Annotated in this window: 18 protein-coding genes and 1 pseudogene; 7 read left to right on the top strand and 12 right to left on the bottom strand. The window is 70.3% G+C overall.

Annotation, left to right across the window (positions count from 1 at the left end; all coding sequences use genetic code 11):
* Nucleotides 1-102: 102 nt before the first annotated feature.
* The 3 genes from AB0F10_RS02585 to AB0F10_RS02575 all read right to left on the bottom strand — a co-directional run bounded on the left by AB0F10_RS02585 (nucleotide 103) and on the right by AB0F10_RS02575 (nucleotide 2353).
* The gene (locus AB0F10_RS02585) at nucleotides 103-636 is read right to left on the bottom strand and encodes a hypothetical protein (RefSeq protein ID WP_360620049.1); all 534 of its coding nucleotides are present in this window, start codon (nucleotides 634-636) and stop codon (nucleotides 103-105) included.
* A 336-nt stretch (nucleotides 637-972) separates the two neighbouring features.
* Complete coding sequence (locus AB0F10_RS02580; RefSeq protein WP_360620048.1) at nucleotides 973-1380, bottom strand: hypothetical protein; 408 nt, start codon at nucleotides 1378-1380, stop codon at nucleotides 973-975.
* Between the two features lie 133 nt (nucleotides 1381-1513).
* Nucleotides 1514-2353 (bottom strand): carbohydrate esterase, encoded by an 840-nt coding sequence (locus AB0F10_RS02575; protein ID WP_360620047.1) that lies wholly within the window; start codon nucleotides 2351-2353, stop codon nucleotides 1514-1516.
* A gap of 379 nt (nucleotides 2354-2732) precedes the next feature.
* Between AB0F10_RS02575 and AB0F10_RS02570 the strand changes: the two genes are divergently transcribed.
* The 3 genes from AB0F10_RS02570 to AB0F10_RS02560 all read left to right on the top strand — a co-directional run bounded on the left by AB0F10_RS02570 (nucleotide 2733) and on the right by AB0F10_RS02560 (nucleotide 4376).
* Entirely contained in the window at nucleotides 2733-3254 is a 522-nt protein-coding gene (locus AB0F10_RS02570) for a GNAT family N-acetyltransferase (RefSeq protein WP_360620046.1), read from the top strand.
* A gap of 112 nt (nucleotides 3255-3366) precedes the next feature.
* Entirely contained in the window at nucleotides 3367-4026 is a 660-nt protein-coding gene (locus AB0F10_RS02565) for a Bax inhibitor-1 family protein (protein WP_360620045.1), read from the top strand.
* A gap of 77 nt (nucleotides 4027-4103) precedes the next feature.
* Nucleotides 4104-4376 (top strand): YciI family protein, encoded by a 273-nt coding sequence (locus AB0F10_RS02560; protein WP_360620044.1) that lies wholly within the window; start codon nucleotides 4104-4106, stop codon nucleotides 4374-4376.
* Between the two features lie 46 nt (nucleotides 4377-4422).
* Here AB0F10_RS02560 and AB0F10_RS02555 read toward each other — a convergent pair whose 3' ends face one another.
* From AB0F10_RS02555 to AB0F10_RS02545, 3 genes are all read right to left on the bottom strand, one after another.
* Nucleotides 4423-4611, bottom strand: a complete 189-nt coding sequence (locus AB0F10_RS02555; RefSeq protein WP_360620043.1) for a DUF1918 domain-containing protein — start codon at nucleotides 4609-4611, stop codon at nucleotides 4423-4425.
* A 185-nt stretch (nucleotides 4612-4796) separates the two neighbouring features.
* Entirely contained in the window at nucleotides 4797-5102 is a 306-nt protein-coding gene (locus AB0F10_RS02550) for an SCO4225 family membrane protein (protein WP_360620042.1), read from the bottom strand.
* Nucleotides 5103-5167: 65 nt separating this feature from the next.
* Nucleotides 5168-5716, bottom strand: a complete 549-nt coding sequence (locus tag AB0F10_RS02545; RefSeq protein WP_360620041.1) for a phosphoribosyltransferase family protein — start codon at nucleotides 5714-5716, stop codon at nucleotides 5168-5170.
* A gap of 101 nt (nucleotides 5717-5817) precedes the next feature.
* Between AB0F10_RS02545 and AB0F10_RS02540 the strand changes: the two genes are divergently transcribed.
* Nucleotides 5818-6945 (top strand): PP2C family protein-serine/threonine phosphatase, encoded by a 1128-nt coding sequence (locus AB0F10_RS02540; RefSeq protein WP_360620040.1) that lies wholly within the window; start codon nucleotides 5818-5820, stop codon nucleotides 6943-6945.
* Here AB0F10_RS02540 and AB0F10_RS02535 read toward each other — a convergent pair.
* Nucleotides 6942-7130 carry a hypothetical protein gene (locus AB0F10_RS02535; protein ID WP_360620039.1) on the bottom strand — a complete coding sequence of 63 codons (189 nt, stop codon included), beginning with the start codon at nucleotides 7128-7130 and terminating at the stop codon, nucleotides 6942-6944. The genes AB0F10_RS02540 and AB0F10_RS02535 overlap by 4 nt on opposite strands.
* A 261-nt stretch (nucleotides 7131-7391) precedes the next feature.
* Between AB0F10_RS02535 and AB0F10_RS02530 the strand changes: the two genes are divergently transcribed.
* Nucleotides 7392-9248 carry an acyl-CoA dehydrogenase gene (locus tag AB0F10_RS02530; protein WP_360620038.1) on the top strand — a complete coding sequence of 619 codons (1857 nt, stop codon included), beginning with the start codon at nucleotides 7392-7394 and terminating at the stop codon, nucleotides 9246-9248.
* A gap of 64 nt (nucleotides 9249-9312) precedes the next feature.
* On the opposite strand, the gene AB0F10_RS02525 is transcribed toward AB0F10_RS02530, so the two are convergent.
* Nucleotides 9313-9828: a histidine phosphatase family protein gene (locus AB0F10_RS02525; protein WP_360620037.1), complete on the bottom strand. Its 516-nt coding sequence runs from the start codon at nucleotides 9826-9828 to the stop codon at nucleotides 9313-9315.
* Nucleotides 9829-9914: 86 nt separating this feature from the next.
* Between AB0F10_RS02525 and AB0F10_RS02520 the strand changes: the two genes are divergently transcribed.
* Nucleotides 9915-10202 carry a DUF6458 family protein gene (locus AB0F10_RS02520; protein ID WP_360620036.1) on the top strand — a complete coding sequence of 96 codons (288 nt, stop codon included), beginning with the start codon at nucleotides 9915-9917 and terminating at the stop codon, nucleotides 10200-10202.
* Nucleotides 10203-10244: 42 nt separating this feature from the next.
* Here the strand turns inward: AB0F10_RS02520 and AB0F10_RS02515 are convergent, their stop codons facing one another.
* Nucleotides 10245-11090, bottom strand: a complete 846-nt coding sequence (locus AB0F10_RS02515; protein ID WP_360620035.1) for an SDR family oxidoreductase — start codon at nucleotides 11088-11090, stop codon at nucleotides 10245-10247.
* A 132-nt stretch (nucleotides 11091-11222) separates the two neighbouring features.
* On the opposite strand from AB0F10_RS02515, the gene AB0F10_RS02510 reads away from it, so the two are divergent.
* Nucleotides 11223-11579, top strand: coding sequence for a helix-turn-helix domain-containing protein (locus tag AB0F10_RS02510; RefSeq protein ID WP_360620034.1), 357 nt, complete (start codon nucleotides 11223-11225; stop codon nucleotides 11577-11579).
* 48 nt (nucleotides 11580-11627) lie between these two features.
* Here the strand turns inward: AB0F10_RS02510 and AB0F10_RS02505 are convergent, their stop codons facing one another.
* The 3 genes and pseudogenes from AB0F10_RS02505 to AB0F10_RS02495 all read right to left on the bottom strand — a co-directional run.
* Entirely contained in the window at nucleotides 11628-12305 is a 678-nt protein-coding gene (locus AB0F10_RS02505; RefSeq protein ID WP_360620033.1) for a hemolysin III family protein, read from the bottom strand.
* A gap of 48 nt (nucleotides 12306-12353) precedes the next feature.
* Nucleotides 12354-14147, bottom strand: a complete 1794-nt coding sequence (locus tag AB0F10_RS02500; RefSeq protein WP_360620032.1) for an NHL domain-containing thioredoxin family protein — start codon at nucleotides 14145-14147, stop codon at nucleotides 12354-12356.
* A gap of 70 nt (nucleotides 14148-14217) precedes the next feature.
* A pseudogene (locus AB0F10_RS02495) lies at nucleotides 14218-16618 on the bottom strand (hypothetical protein); the annotation flags it as partial.

The raw sequence follows: 16618 nt of genomic DNA, 5'->3' as shown, positions 1-16618 counted from the left end.
CGCACGGGCACGTCCGAGACGGACCAAATGGCGCGGAGAAATGGGAACCGACTGAGGTGGAATCCGCCCGGGCCACAATCAGTTGCGACCCGGGCGGACCGATCAGCGTCGGGTAATGTTCGAGGTACCCGCCTCTGAGGCATTGTCGCCGTAGGTCAGGCGGTAGCTGGCGCTGTGAACGAACTGCTCCACGGATCCACTCGTGGACGCGTAGACATTCCAGCCGCCGCCCTTGTATTCGGCGGAGCCAGTGTTTCTTCCGCTCTTTGAGTAGTTCACCTTCGCGATCTTTCCGCCACTGACACCGCATCCGGCGTCCGTGACGCTGATCGAGCAGGAAGACAGCTTGACTCCGCTGGCGGTCCAGTTGTTGGTCAGCTTGAAGTTGCCGCCGGACACCTGATGTCCGGCCGGTCCGCAGTCGTAGACCTTTGCGGTGGCGTTGCTGACGTCAATGTGCAGCGACGTGGCGTTCTTCCAAATAACGTCGTCATAGATCTTCAGCTGCGGGTAGGCGCCGTACTGGGTGATTCCGGAGATGCAGCCGCCGGTGCCGGTGTCGTTGAGCTGCACCTCATGCTCAGCCGCCTGTGCGGGGGCGGTTCCCATGAAAAGGGCCGCGCCGACCAGAGCCACCGTAGACAGTACTGACTTTCGTTGCATTGATGTCCTCATTTTCGAAATGCACCCCGTGGATGAGTCAGTCAAGATCATCACATCAGGCTCAGTCGATGTCAACTTCGGAGAGATGTTGGTCACCGGGACAATTCAGGTTCTGTCCAAAGTGGTTGAACAATGCCGAGTGCGCTCCGCGTCGACCGAACTACACACCAATTCGGGGCATGGCAAGCAAATAGCCGACAGAATCCGCCGCCCAACGGACCCTGGGTGGAAGCGTGACCCATCCTTGGATCGCCGCCGTAAGCACATGCCCAGGTCTGGGAATAGTTCGGTGTCCAGTGGGCCGCGCGCCTACCTGGTGATGACCGTCTCGCAGGCGCTGACTATGTCGGTCGGGCTGGGATAGCAGGTGTCCCCGGTGGTGCCGTTCGAGCCGGCGTCGAGCAGATCCTGCCGGAGGTCGACGGCCCCTTCCGACACGGCGTTGGGTTGGTAGATGCTGGTCTTGTCACCCTTGACCGCCTTGCATCCCTTGCCGGCCTTGATCGCGACCACGTCGTCGATCGTGATCGTGTTGCCGGAGCGGGTCGCGACGACCTTGTTCTGCTTGCCGCTCGCAGCCTGGTATTGGACCTTGACGGTCTCGACGACCGAGGCGACTCCGGTGGTGGCGGCCTCGGCCGGCGCGGTGAGCGCGCCGGCCGAGACCGTGGTGAGCAGGGCCAGGCCGACCCGGGAAAGCCATTGGGAACGCGACACGATGAAACCTCCCCCGTGCACAAATGTCATCGACGCGATGCGCGGATCATAGATGGAACGTCACCGTTTCGACGTCCCGTCGGTTCCGCTTCGGCCAGAGCATGCCCGGGTTGACGATGTCGACTACCCGTTGCTACAGCAGGGATCCGGCCAGGGCGATGTTCTGAGTCCTCAGCGCGCCGGTCACCAGCCGCATGATCCGGCGCGCACCGTACGCCTCGAAATGCGTGTGGTCGTTGCAGAAGAACTGACCGACGGCGCCGGCGGTGTAGTCACCGTTGTTGGGGCAGAGCCTCAGGGAGTTGTAGTAGGCGACGCTGAGGGTCCGCAGGTCGATGACGGGTGCGCCGGTGTCGGTGCCGGCCGCGAAGGTCTCCGGGTAGAAGCCGCGGTTCAGGGTCGCCGTGCTGCCGGAGCAGGTGATGGCCGCGACCGGGGTGACCAGGATCGGGAACGCGCCCCGGGCCTGCGCCGCCTGCGCCATCATCGTCATCAGCTGCCGGTAGCGAGCGGAGCCGACGTGCCGGGGGCAGGCGCTGTCGCCGTCGTTGATGCCGAACTGGATGAAGAGGTAGTCGCCGGCCTTCATGCCGGTCAGCATCTGCTGCCACCGCGTCGAGTAGGTCGTCGAGCTGAGAGTGCACTCGCCGGCCGAGTTCTTGGTGGAGGTCACGTTGCCCTCGTAGAGCCACGTCTGGATGCTGCGGCCGGAGACGGCCAGGTTGTTCACCACGATGTTGCTGTGGAAGAGCGAGTCGAACTCGGTGCCCCAGCCCACGGGGCAGCTGGCGCCGGGGTTGGCCATGGTCGAGTCGCCGGCCATCCAGACGGTGTTCGTCGCCGCGGCCGCGGCGGCCGTCGTGTCGACCGGGACGCTGCAGCCGGGTGCTGCCGCTACCGCGGCGGAGGCCGGGGCCACCAGCGACAGCGGTATCACGAGGGCGGAGACGATCAGTAGGCGAACCTTTCGCATGGTTCCTCCTATGCGATGGGTGGTGCCAGCGTGACGCTCCGGCAAATCGCCGGGCAAGCGCTTACCTGCCGTCCTGCGCCGGGCGGTAGACCTCGTGCGACAAGCGGCGGGGCCCTCTGCGGAGCTAAAGAAGGTGGCCTATTGCATTGAAGTGAGTAAATGGCTGAGCCGAGGGCCGGGCAAGCGATTGGGGTGGCGGTCGGGCTGGCTAGCAGGTTTTTCCGCTCATTGCGGAGCACTTGCCGGAAGACCGGCGGTCATGTCAGGCCATCGGGGTACCTGTCGCGGAACCGCCGGCGCGGGCAGGGGGACGTCATAGGCTGGCCGAGGGTGAGCCGGCCGTGCCGGCCGAGTTCCGCACACGAGACGGCGGTGGCCGGTGAGCGACGTGGTGATCCGCCGGGCCGCGCGGGGTGACGTAGACGTCCTGATGGAGATGTACCGGGCGGCGCAGCGCTGGCTCGCGAGCCGGGGAACGGACCAGTGGGCCGTCATCACCGACGAAAACACGCGTGACCCGTTGATCGAATCCATTGAACGAGGGGAATGCTACGTCGCGCAGCGCGGCGATCAGGTCATCGGAACCGTCACCGTCGACGAGAACGCCGACCCGGAATTCTGGACGGCGCGGGATTGCCCGGCCAGCGCGCTGTACGTCCATCGCATGGTGGTGGAACGCTCCGCGTCCGGCCAGAACGTCGGCGGGCGCCTTCTCGACTGGGCGCAGCAACTCGCCGATTCGAGCGACAAGCAGTGGCTGCGACTCGACGCCTGGCGCACCAACACCGCGCTGCACGCCTACTACGCCCGGCAGGGCTTCAGCGCGGTACGCGTGGTCGAGCTGGAGCATCGAGAAACCGGTGCGCTGTTCCAGCGGCCGGCCGGCGTATCGGGGCGATAGGTGCGATTCGACCCGTACGCGGAGCAGCTATCACCCCTGGCGAACGGTGTCTGAGTGATCGCGCAGGTTCAGAGTGGTAGCCAGACCCACCTCGACCACAGGGGGATTTCCGATGGACAGCACGTACCCGTACCAGCCGGCCGGGGTCACCGCCCGCGACCGCAGCCACACGCTGTTCGCGCAGACGATGGGCTACGTCGCGGCGACCACCGGGTTGTTCGCCCTCGGCGCGTACCTCGGTCGTAACCTCTCCAGCGGCATCGCGTTCATCGCGTACCTCGCGGCGTTCGCCGCCCTGATCGCCATGCAGTTCGCCGTCCGCAAGTCGCGGCAGACGACGGTGCTGCTGCTCTCGGCGTTCGGCCTGCTGATGGGGGTGGCGCTCGCGCCGACGCTTGTCTACTACGCCAGCACCGACCCGCAGGCCCTCTGGCAAGCCGGCGCGGCCACGGCGCTGTTCGTCGCCGGGTTCGGTGCGGCCGGATACGCCACCCGCCGCGACCTGACCTGGCTGGCCCGGATCTGCTTCTGGGCGCTGCTGGCCCTGATCCTCTTCGGCATCGTGATGATCTTCGTGAACATCCCGAACGGCGCCCTGATCTACTCCGTGATCGGCCTGGTGATCTTCGCGGGCTTCATCATGTTCGACTTCCAGCGGCTGCGGCGCTCCACCGACGTCTCGTCCGCGCCGCTGATGGCGGCGTCGATCTTCCTCGACATCCTCAACGTGTTCCTGTTCTTCCTGCGGATCTTCCGGGGCGGCAGCCGCTGAGGTGCCGGCGGGCGGCGCCGCGATCGTAGGATCGCGGTGAGCTTTCCGCGGCTGAGAGGAACACCATCGTGTACCTGATGATCTCGACCTATCTCGCGCCCCTCGACCAGGTCGACAAGGCCCGGGAAGGGCACCTGGCCTTCGTCGACGACCTCGAGCGGGCCGGTGTGCTCGTCTCCGCCGGCCGGCAGGATCCGCCGGTCGGCGGCGTCATCATCCTCGACGCCGAAACCGAGGCCGAGGCGCGCGAGCTGATGGCGCCCGACCCGTACCTGCTGCAGGGCCTGGCCGAGTACGCGGCGACGAACTGGAAGCCGACCCGAGGCGCCCTCGCGGACTGGAAGCGCTAGCCGGGCACCGGCCACCGGGTGTGCGGCGGCCGGTCACCCGCCCGGATCAGCGAGCCTGCTCCACGTGGGCCTCCGGGCCGGGGAACACGAGCGCCTCGTGTTCGGTGTCCAGCCAGCGGACCCGGTACGGAGGGGTGCCGTCGGGGTGTGGAACCTCGACGATGTCGCCGACCCGCTGTGGGTCGCCGACGTGGATGCCCTTCAGGACGAGCCGGTCTCCGGTGTGCGCGATCATCGTTCCTCCCGTCTGGGTCGGGGCCCGAGGGCCCGATGGGTCGCGGTCGCGCCCAAGCCCAGCATCGCCTCGGGCGCCCGAACTCGCTAGGGCCGTGTCGCCCGCGTCGAAGGGGCGCGCGGCACCGCCGCGGTCAGAAACCCACCATCGCACAGATGGGGCCGCCGCCACCGATGGTCGGCCGATCAGGCACGGTGGGAGCGCAGCCCGCCGGCCTGGCCGACGATCGTATTGATCAGCACGGTGTTGAGCAGGGTGCCGGCGGTCGCGCTCAGCCAGAGCATCGCGACCGCCTGCCAGCCGTCGCCGAGCAGGAAGAACGGCGCGAAGATCACCGAGACCGGCGCGGTGAGGCCGATGAGGTAGATCGCGGCGGTGGACGGCTCGTGGTCGCCGGCGGCGAGCTGCCCGCCGATCAGGATGACGGCGGCCAGCGCGACGGCGAACAGATAGATGCGGGTCGTCCAGTTGCCGAAGAAGAACTGCGTCATGCGGTCCATCGTGGTGACGGCGGGCGGGTCGCTCCTGAGTAGCGCTACTCAGTCCGTACGGGTGGTCAGCTCAGATCGGCGCCGGTGAGTATTCCCCGGATGCGCAGCTCGGCCGAGACCGCCGGGTCGCACTCGTCGACGATGACCGCGGTGCCGATGGCCGTCGCGCCCAGCGATTCGACAAGAGTGCAGAGCGCACGGGCCTGTGCGCCGGTGGCGGCCCAGTCGTCCACGATCAGCACCCGGTCGTCCGGGCCGATCAGCCGGCTGCGCAGCCCGAGGTGCTGCTGATCGCCGCGATGATCGGCCGGCACGACCGCCCAGGTCATCGGTTCGGCGATCGGCCGTCGCGCCCCCGCCCGGTACGCCTCCACGAATCCGACCCCGAGCGCGCGCGCCACCAACGGGCCGATGAGGAACCCGGTCACCTCCGGCGAGACCACCACGGTCGGTGCGGCATCCGCGAAAAGTGCCCCGAGTCGCGGACCTATTCCGTCGAGCACGAGCGGGTCGCGCCACCAGCCGGAACGGTCGCTGACAAGCAGATCGGTATGCGGACCGGGGTCGGTCCAACGGAATCCGGCGCGAAGCCGGTCGCGCAGGTCGGAAGCCACACCTTCATCGTGTCATCGCGGGTGGGGGCCCGAGCCGACGAGTGGGCAGAACCCGCTCAGACTAGGGGTCAAGTTGATGCAGGCGCCCATGCCGATCAGGCATGCTGTTCGGCGTACCCATGCCTATTATCCCGGCGGGCCGCCGCCCGCTCAGCACAGGATCCCGCGCCGGCCTCGGCGCGGCCCTCGCGCTGCTCGTCGTCGTGTCGGCGGTGGAGGTTGCGGACGGTCCTCAGGCGAACTTCGTCGGCCTGTTCGCGGCCGTGCCGTTCATGGCCGCCGTGTTCGCGTACTGGCAGACCGTGCTCGCGGTCGGGGCCCTCGCGACGGTCGTCGGCATGGTCTTCGCCGGGGCCGACGCCCGGTTCGACACGGTCGGCATGGTCAACGTCGTCGGCATCATGCTGGCCACCGGCATCGCGGCCGCGGTCGCCACCGTCCGGCAGCGCCAGGCCAACCGGATCGCCGAGCTGGTCCGCCTGGCCGCGGTCGCGCAGCAGGCGGTGCTGCGTCCGCTCGGCCCGCAGGTCGGCAACCTCGCGGTGGCGGGCCGCTACATCTCGGCGTCGGCCGCGGCGGACATCGGCGGAGACCTCTACGAGGCCCTCGACACCCCGTACGGGGTGCGCATCATCATCGGTGACGTGCGCGGGAAGGGCCTCGACGCGGTACGGCTGGCGAGCATCGTGCTGGGGTCGTACCGGCATGTCGCGTTCGAACGGGCGGACCTGCGGGCGATCGTCACCGACCTGGACCGGGCCGTGGCCCGCAGCGTCGGCGACGAGGACTTCGTGACCGCCGCCCTGGTCGAGGAGCGGGGCGGCACGCTGACCATTGTCAACTGTGGACATCCGGCCCCGCTGCTGCTGCGGCGTGGTCAGGTCATCGCGCTGGATCCGCCCGCCCCAGCGCCCCCGCTCGGATTCATGCCGGTGGCCCGGCCCCGGGTGGAGCGCCTCGAGCCGGGAGACCGGCTGCTGCTGTTCACGGACGGCCTGGGCGAGGCGCGTCGCGAGGGTGAGTTCTTTCCCACAGCCGACCGGGCCTGGCGGCTGCTGGGCCATGGCACGGTCGGCGACGGCCTGGCGTCGCTCGAGACCGCGCTGGTCGACTGGGTGCACGGGCAGCTCGAGGACGACATCGCCCTGGTGCTGCTCGAGTACGGCGGTCCCGACGGCGACGCTGCCGTGGGGATGCCGAGCTGGGAAGTCGGCGCGGCCGGCAGCTAGTTCAGGCTGTCGTCGGACTCGACCGCGACGGTCGGTTCGTCGTCGGCGACGGAAACGGGTACCGGGATGACAGTGACCGCCGCGCGAGCGGAAACCGGCTCCGGCTGCCGGTGCCTTCCCACGTAGTGGCGCGGCTGGTCCGCCTGGCGAGGCTCTGGAATCAGGCTCTTGATCGTGGCGAACATCGTGACCTCCCCGGGTCTGGCGTACGCGTCCTCCTGTACATCCGGAGCAACGACCCGCTGAGCCCGTCGATACGTGTGCGCGGCGCGGCGACTTGCAAATGGCCGAACGGTTGTCCCGTTTCCCACCCGATCGGAGACGTTTAACCCCCAAGACGACGGACAGTCAAATGATCGACGCCGACTTGTCGATCCCTACCCATGGGTAATACAGTGTTAGTTACTGACGGGTAACTCGCGTCCGGAGGGCGGGGCCACAACGACATGAGCCACTACAAGAGCAACCTGCGCGACCTCGAGTTCAACCTCTTCGAGGTCTTCGGGGCTGATCGTGCGTTCGGTCAGGCGCCGTTCGACGGCATCGACGCGGACACCGCGCGCGACGTACTCGCCGAGGTAAACCGCCTCGCCCGCGAGGACCTCGCGGCGAGCTACACCGACGCCGACCGGAACCCGCCGCGGTTCGACCCGGCGACCAACACGGCTGACCTGCCCGAGTCGTTCAAGAAGTCGTACGCGGCCTTCATGGCGTCCGAGTTCTGGCGCCTCGACCTGCCGGAGAGCCTGGGCGGCACGTTCGCGCCCCGGTCGCTGTGGTGGGCGCTCGCGGAGCAGATCCTCGGCGCCAATGCCCCGGTCTGGATGTATTCGTCCGGTCCGTCCTTCGCGCACGTCGTGCACGTCGAGGGCACCGAAGAGCAGAAGCAGTGGGCCAAGCTCTTCATCGACAAGCAGTGGGGCTCGACGATGGTGCTCACCGAGCCCGACGCCGGTTCCGACGTCGGTGCCGGCCGCACCAAGGCGATTCAGCAGGCGGACGGCTCCTGGCACATCGAGGGCGTCAAGCGCTTCATCACCTCGGGTGAGCACGATCTCACGGACAACATCATCCACTACGTGCTGGCCCGTCCGGTCGGCGTAGAGGGTGTCGGCGGCCCGGGCACCAAGGGCCTGTCGCTGTTCATCGTGCCGAAGTTCCACTTCGACGCCGAGACCGGCGAGCTTGGCGAGCGCAACGGCGTCTACGCCACGAACGTCGAGCACAAGATGGGCCTCAAGGTCTCCAACACCTGCGAGATGACCTTCGGCGAGAACGGCACGCCCGCCAAGGGCTGGCTGCTCGGCGACGTGCATCAGGGCATCCGGCAGATGTTCATGATCATCGAGTACGCCCGGATGATGGTCGGCACGAAGGCGATCGCCACCCTCTCGACGGGCTACCTGAACGCGCTCGAGTACGCGAAGAACCGCGTACAGGGTGCCGACCTGGTGGAGAACACCGACAAGGCGGCGCCGCGCGTCACGATCACCCACCACCCGGACGTCCGCCGCTCGCTGATGCTGCAGAAGGCGTACGCGGAGGGCCTGCGTTCGCTGGTCATCTACACGGCGACCTGGCAGGACAAGGTCGCCATCGCGGAGGCCGCCGGCGACGCCAAGGGTGCCAAGATCGCGGGCGGGGTCAACGACCTGCTGCTGCCGCTGGTCAAGGGCGTCGGCTCGGAGCGCGCCTACGAGTTGCTCGGCCACGAGTCCCTGCAGACCTTCGGCGGCTCCGGCTTCCTGCAGGACTACCCGCTCGAGCAGTACGTCCGCGACGCCAAGATCGACACCCTGTACGAGGGCACGACCGCGATCCAGAGCCTGGACCTGATCTTCCGCAAGATCGTGAAGGACCAGGGTCGCTCGCTCGCCGTCATCGCCACCGAGATGCAGGAGTTCATCGAGACCGAGGCCGGCAACGGCCAGCTCAAGGTCGAGCGCGCCTCGCTCGGCAAGGCGCTCGGTGAGCTGCAGACGATCCTGGGCATCCAGATGAACTGGCTGCAGGCCGCGCAGGGCGGCGACGCCCGCGAGCTGTACAAGGTCGGCCTCACCTCCCGGCGGGTGCTGCTCGCGCTCGGCGACGTGGTGGTCTCCTGGCTGCTGCTGCGCGGCGCCGAGGTGTCCCTGCGGGCGCTGGGCACCGAGCTCAGCACGGCCGACAAGGCCTTCTACGAGGGCAAGATCGCCGCGGCGCGGTTCTTCGCCCGCGAGATCCTGCCCCGGATCGGCTCGGACCGCCGGATCATCGAGAACACCACGCTCGACCTGATGGACCTGCCCGAAGAGGCGTTCTGATCTTCGCACTCTCCTGAAGAGACCAAGCCGGCGGACAACGTTGTCCGCCGGCTTCGTCTTTGTCTCATCCCCGCGCGGTGTGCGTGAGCACCAGGGGCATCGAGCCCGGCTCGGTCTGCGACCACGAGGCCTCCGTGCGGTGCACGGCGATCCCGGAGGTCTTCAGGCCCTCGAGTACGGCGCTGCCGTCGTACGGTCGCAGCAGGATGGACACATCGGACATGGTCGGGTTGTGCCCGATGACCAGCACGGTGTGCACCTCGTCCGGCACGGCCCGGAGCAGGTCGATGACCTCGGTACGCCCGCCGTAGTAGAGATCCCGCTCGTAGTGCACCTCCGGCGACTGGGCGTCGGGATCGGCCTGTGCCAGCGCCACCGCGACGCCGTGCCAGGTCTGCCGCGTCCGGGTCGCCGTCGAGCAGATCACCAGCCCGGGACGCAGTCGTTCGTCGGCCAGCCAGGCCCCGGCCGCGTCCGCGTTCGCGATTCCCACCTCGGCGAGGCTGCGCTCGAAGTCGGGCAGCTCACCGGGCGTTTCGGCCTTGGCATGGCGAAGCAGAACGAGGGTCCGAACGGTCATGAACTCAGCTTGCCTGATTGAGCGATCCGCCGGGTGGGTAGACACACACCCATCGACGTATTGCCACGAGTCAGGGAGACCAGGTTATGGGAATCGGCGGAAGCATCTTCCTACTCGCGCTCGGCGCGATCCTCGCGTTCGCCGTCGACGCGGACATCAGCGGGCTGGACATCAACGTCGTCGGCTATGTGCTGATGCTGGCCGGCCTGGTCGGCCTCATCGTCACCATCTGGTTCTGGAACTCCCGGCGCCGTCCGGCCACCGTCGTGCGGCCGGCCGTGCGCGAGGACGCCGTGTACCGCGACGGCGAGGTCGTCGAGGAGTACCGCGAGACCACGCGTCGTCAGCCGCCGCCCCCGCCGTACGCGAGCTGACCGGGCGTCACCACGACGAGTGGTGACACCCGTCGCCCGGGCTCAGGCCAGGGCCGCGCGGACGGCCTGCGCCAGCGGGGTGGCCGGGCGGCCCAGCAGCGCCGCCAGGTCCTCGGTGCCGGTGTCGAGCAGGCCCGCGGACGCGCCGCGGTCCGAGTCGGCCAGGACGGCGGCGAACTGCTCGGGCAGCCCGACACCGACCAGGAACTCGGCGTACGCCTGCTGGGTCAGGTTGGTGTAGGTGACCTGCCGGCCGGACTGCCGGGAGACCTCGGCGGCCAGCTCGGCCAGGGTCACGGCCTCGCCGCCCAGCTCGTACGCCTGCTTGTCGTGCACGTCGGCGACGACGGCCGCAGCGGCGGCCTCGGCCAGGTCGGCGCGGGTGGCGATGCTGATCCTTCCGTCGCCCGCGGCGCCGAACAGGCCGTGCTCGAGCGCGCCCCGCAGGTCGTAGTTCTCCAGGTACCAGCCGTTGCGCAGGAAGACCGACGGGATGCCGGAGGCCGCCAGCGCCCGCTCGGTGGCCAGGTGCTCGCCCGCAAGGATCATGTCGGACGTGTCGGCGTGCGGAGCGCTGGTGTAGAAGATCCGGCCGATGCCGGCGTCCGCGGCCGCCGCGATGACGTTGGCGTGCTGCTGGATCCGCTTGCCCACCTCGCTGCCGGAGATGAAGAGCAGCCGGTCGGCGCCCGCGAAGGCCTTGCGCAGCGACTCCGGGTCGTCGTATGACGCCGTCGCTACGCGTACGCCGCGGCGGGCCAGGTCCTGGATCTTCTCGACGCTGCGGCCGGCCGCCACGATCTGCTCGGCGGGAATGCCGCGGGCGAGCAGGGACTCGACGGCGAGACGGCCCAGGTGCCCGGTGGCACCGGTGACGACGATGGTCATTTGCGGAACTCCTCAACGTGGCGTCGGCGGTCTGTCGGCCGCCATGACGCACAACGGGGCAGGTTGGGGATCACTTCCCGTTGGAGAGTGGGCACCTTGAAGTGCAGTACGCACCTGGTGGATAGTGTCGAGGTGGAGACGAGCGTTTACGCGAAGAACTGCCCCAGCCGGCAGGTGCTGGACCGCATCGGGGATGCCTGGAGCGTGCTGATTGTCGGGTCGCTGGCCGGCGGGGCGCTGCGATACACCGAATTGGCGCAGCGCATCCCCGGGGTGAGCCCGAAGATGCTCACTCAGACGCTACGCGCGCTCGAGCGGGACGGCCTGGTTACCCGGACGGTCTACGCGGTCGTTCCGCCGCGGGTCGACTACGCGCTGACCGTGCTGGGGCGCAGCCTGCTGGGCCTGGTCGGCGCGCTGCAGGAGTGGGCCGAGGCGCACATCTCGGACGTGATCGAGGCCCGCGAGGCCTACGACTCACGGGTCTGAACCAGCCGGTCCAGCGCCCGGGAGCCGCTGTCCGTTTGAATTCTCGCCCTATGCGTACAGGGCGAAGTAGATCGCGATGTGGTGGCAGAGCGCCGCGATCAGCGTGCAGGCGTGGAAGAACTCGTGGTGGCCGAAGACGGTCGGCCAGGGGTTGGGCCGGCGCAGCGCGTAGAAGACCGCGCCGATGCTGTAGATCAGGCCGCCGGCGGCGAGCAGCACCAGACAGGTCACCCCGCCGTTGTGCAGGATGTCCGGCAGGATCGCCACCGCGGCCCAGCCCAGCGCGAGGTAGAGCGGCGCACCCACCCAGCGGGGCAGGTGCGGCCAGATCAGCTTCAGCGCCACCCCGCCGAGCGCGCCGGCCCAGATCAGGCTCAGCATCAGGATGGCCTTGTCGCGATCCAGCAGCAGCACGCAGAACGGCGTGTAGGTGCCCGCGATGAAGATGAAGATCATCGAGTGGTCCATGCGCCGCATGATCTGGTAGCCGCGCTCGCTCCAGGTCCGCCGGTGGTACAGCGCGCTGATGCCGAACAAACCGCACACCGTGATGCTGTAGACGAGGGTGCTCAGGAACGGCCCGATGCCCGGGCGGGTCGTGGCGATCGAGCAGAGGACAACGCCGCAGGCCAGCGCGACGAAGAACGCGTACTGGTGCAAGCGGCCGCGCAAGCGTGGTTTGCCGAGATCAGCACGCTTCATTCTGAACGGAGCTGAGGTCGTCACGACATCTAGGTTACGGCACCGTAGGTTACTCGCGGGTAGTGAACCATCTCACCGCTCGCCGGCGTCCAGGCCGCGCAGGATCAGCGGCAGGCGACGAGGAGCGCCCGCCTCGATCACCACCGGCACACCCCAGTCCTGGCGGGTCAGGTGGCAGGCGGCGTGCTCGACGTCCGCGTCGCAGGTCGCGGCCTGCGCCACCACCTGCAGAATCCCTTCGGGTACGGCCGGGTTGAGCACCAGCCGCCGGGACAGCTCGGTGGTGGTGCCCTCGCCCTCGATCAGCAGCTCCGGCGGGGACGCGGAGACCACCAGGCGGGTCGACGGGCCGTACGTCGCATCGAGCTTCTGACCCGGCGCCGGGGTGAAGACCACCTCAAGGGTCACCTCGCCCGGCGCCAGCGGGGACGCCGGACGCTCGGTGCGCCGCCGCTCGCCGGTGACCGTCTTCACAACGCCGGGCGCCAGCCGGACCAGGCGGTGCGCGCCGGACTCGACCACGACCACCGCTCCGCCGCGCGTCACCAGGATGTCGCTCGGCTCCGACAGCTCCGAGTCCAACGTCGACACCACGCCGGTCGCGGGGTCGAAGCGGCGAACCGCGCCGTTGTAGGTGTCCGCGATCAGCACCGACCCGTCCGGCAGCGCGCCGACCCCCAGCGGATGCTGCAGCAGGGCGTCCCGCGCCGGGCCGTCCACGTGGCCGAAGTCGAACAGGCCCTGGCCGACGGCGGTGTGCAGCACGCCCGCCTCGATCCAGCGCACGGCCGAGGACTCCGCGTCCGCGATCCACAGGCGGTCGCCGTCCGCCGACAGCCCGGACGGCTGCGCCATCCACACGTCCGGCAGCGGGCCGTCGCGCAGGGCCTCGACGGTCGTACCCGCGTAGACGCCTGAGGCTCCGGTGGCCGGGTCGAACCACCAGAGCTGGTGGATGCCGGCCATTGCGACGATCACCCGGCCCTCGAACCAGGCGACGTCCCACGGCGAGGAGAAGGAGACACCGTCGTCCTCCGCGGTGCGCCAGGGGCGGCCGGTGCCCGCGATCGTGGTCACCTCGCCGGTGTCCAGGTGCAGGCCGCGCAGCAGGTGGTTGACCGTGTCCGCAACGACCACGTCGTAGCCGGCGGTGTCGGCGGGTAGCAGGCAGAGGCCCTGCGGCTCGGAGAAGCTCGCCGCGGTGGGCGGGCCGTCCGTGTGGCCGCGGTCACCCGTACCGATTCGGCGGATCGGGGTCTCGCCGTCCGGGGCCAGCTCGACGAGCGAGTGGCGGGCCGAGTCGGAGACCAGCAGATTGCCGTTCGGCAGCTCGATCGCCTTGCCGGGGAAGCGGAGCAGGGTGTCCGGCGCGGGGGGCGGCACGTAGGGGCCGTCCCCGCGGTGCAGCGTGCCCTTCGCCTCGTGGGTGGCGATCAGCTCGTCCAGCAGGCGGGTCAGGCCCTCGGCGTGGCCCTCGCCGGCCATCGAGGCGACGACGTAGCCCTCCGGGTCGATCACGGAGAGGGTGGGCCAGGCCTTCGCGGCGTACTGCTGCCACATCGCCAGGTCGGCGTCGTCCAGGACCGGGTGATGCACGCCATACCGCTCCACGGCGGCGGCCAGGGCTTCGGGGTCGCGCTCGTGCTCGAACTTGGGCGAGTGCACGCCGATGACGACGAGTGCGTCGCCGTACTTCTCTTCGAGCGGGCGCAGCTCGTCCAGCACGTGCAGGCAGTTGACGCAGCAGAAGGTCCAGAAGTCCAGCAGTACGATCTTGCCGCGCAGGTCGGCAAGGTTGAGGGAACGGCCGCCGGTGTTCAGCCAGCCTCGGCCCCGAAGCTCCGGGGCACGTACACGCGTGATCATGAAGCCATCGTGCCCGACGCGCGGGTCCCGGACCGGCCGGGGTGCCCGCGCTTCGCGCACGTCACTCGGGTCAGCCGCGAGGCTTGAGGCAGAGCACCTGGCTTCCGCCGTCGCTGGTCGGGTTGACCACGTAGGGCAGGTTCGGGTCCGGGCACTGCTCCTTGGCGGCGACGATCGTCGTCACCTCGAAGGAGCCCGCGTCGCCGCAGCTCGCGGTGACCGCGGCCGTGCCGTCGCGCTTGACGCAGTCGCCCGCCTTGACCGTGAAGGTGGTGCCGCTGGTGCCGCTGTCGTGCGAGCCCCGGGCGATCAGCCAGGTGACGCCGAGGGTGAGGCCGACGAGCAGGCCCGCGCCGAGGATGACGCCCAGGATCACCGGGATCATCCGCACGTGCGGGGTCTCCGGCTTGGCCGCCACTGTGGAGACGGGCTCGGACGAGTCCGGTTTGAACGAATCGAACCGGGCCTGCGCCGGCTCGGCCGGCTCCTGGCGGCTCGGCCAGCTCGCGGTCTGCTCCGGCCCGGGCGGCGTGACCGTCGCGCGGCTGGCGGGGCCCGGGAAGAGCCCGCCCATCCGCGGACGCTCGCCGAACGGCTGGGTGGCATCCGGCGCCGTCGGGGGCGGGAAGCCGTTCTCCAGCGGGGGTGCGGAGTGCATCGACGGCAGCGCCGGCGCGGGCACGTACGGCCGGTCCGAGGGCTGGTTGCGGCCCGCCATGTCGGTGGTGTGCTCGCCGTACTGGTCCGGGGGTGTGGTGCGGCCCGGGGGGTTGCCCGGCACCGGCTGGCCGCGGCCGGCGATGTCGGAGGTGAACTCGTTGAACGCCTGGGGGCCGCGGTCCTCCGGCTGCTCGTCCGGGGTGGGCGGGGTGAAGGGCTGCCCGGGCGGGCTCACCCTTGCGCTGGCCGTGGCCCGGCCCGAGGCGCGTTCGGGCGGGTGATCGCTGCCCGCTGAGGGCGTCGCGCCGTAGGCCGGGCCGGCCTCGGGTGCGCCACCGTCGAAGGGGGCGGGGCGGCCGCCGAAGGGGCTGACGGGCGCGCTGCCGAAGCCCTCCTGGGACGGCCGGGCGAACGGGTCGTTCTGCGAAGGGCCGCCGAGCGGGGGCCGATCGTCGGACTGGCCGTCGAACAACCCGGTGCCGAAGGGGGCCTCGGCCGGCCTGCCGTAGGTGCCGTCCGCCGGCGCGGCGGAGGGGGTTTCCGCCTGCAGGTTTTCGGGGGTCTGGCTGCTGTAGGCGCCTGGGGATGTGGGTGCCGCGCCGATGGCGCCGGAAGTAGGCGCGGCACGGCGGGCACCGGGGGTCGGTGTCGAGCCGTACGTGGCGCCTGCCGAATGGTCCTCGGCCTGATATGGGTGTGCCGACGGTTCCTCAGCGGGTGCCGGGCGGCCGTAGACCCGCGACTGCGGGTTGGCCTGCGGCGGCGGCAGCTCGTCGGCCTCGGCCGGCGGGGCGACCCGGCTGGCCACCGGCACGGAGGCGCTGGCGGTCACCGGGCGGGCCGTGCCCATGGCGGGGCCGGGCGGCTCGGCGGCGGGATCGGCCGGCTCGAGGCGTTCGGGCTTCTCCCGCGGCTGCGGCACGGACGCGGCGCTGCGCGACTCGACGACGGGCGCGCCGCCGCTGGCGAACGAGGCGCCGGGCACGCGCTGGGCGTAGCCGCCGCTGCCGCCGTCGGGCCGGTTGAGGTCCGGCGAGCCGGCGACCGCGAACGAGGTGCCGGGGATCCGCTGCGGGTAGGAGGTGCTGCCGGCGTCGAACTGGTCGGGCTCGCTCGGGCGGTCGCCGTAGGGGTGCGGGGACCGCGCCGACTGGCCGTCGTCTCCCGGGCCGTCGAAGGCGCCGCGCACGGGGAAGCCGCCGTTGTCCGGTGAGCCTGGCGTGAAGCCGTCCGTGCCGCCGCGCGCGGGGAAGCCGCCGCTGTCCGGCGAGCCCGGCGTGGTGAAGCCGTCTGTGCCGCCGCGCGTGGGGAAGCCGCCGTTGTCCGGTGAGCCTGGCGTGGTGAAGCCGTCTGTGCCGCCGCGCGTGGGGAAGCCGCCGTTGTCCGGCGAGCCCGGCGTGAAGCCGTCCGTGCCGCCGCGCACCGGGAAGCCGCCGCTGTTTGACGGGCTCGGCGTGGTGTAGCCGCCGCTGTCGGAGCCGAGGCGCGCGCCGAGCGGGTCGCCGCCCGCGGCGAAGGTGCCGCCGTCGGGCTCACCGAACGGGGCGCGGGGTGGGACGGCCCCGCTGCCGCTCACCTGGCCGCTGCGGGAGGCGAAGCCGGCGGCGCCGCTGTCCGGGCCGCCGCGGATCGGGAAGCTGGCGTTGCCGCCGCCGCGCAGCGGGAAGCCGCCGCTCTCGGAGCCGCCACGGGAGCGGCCCAGGCCGTCGCGGGGCGGGAGACCGCCCGCGTCGGAGCCGCGGGCCGGGAGGCCGGAGCCGTCGGCGGGCGAGGAGTCGGGCAGGCCGGTCAGGGTCGCGCCGGGCACGCGG

This window comes from Actinoplanes sp. NPDC026623 (genome assembly GCF_040638275.1).
Taxonomy (GTDB): domain Bacteria; phylum Actinomycetota; class Actinomycetes; order Mycobacteriales; family Micromonosporaceae; genus Actinoplanes.
The sequence above is the reverse complement of the archived record's forward strand: the minus strand, read 5'-3'. Positions and strand labels throughout refer to the sequence as shown.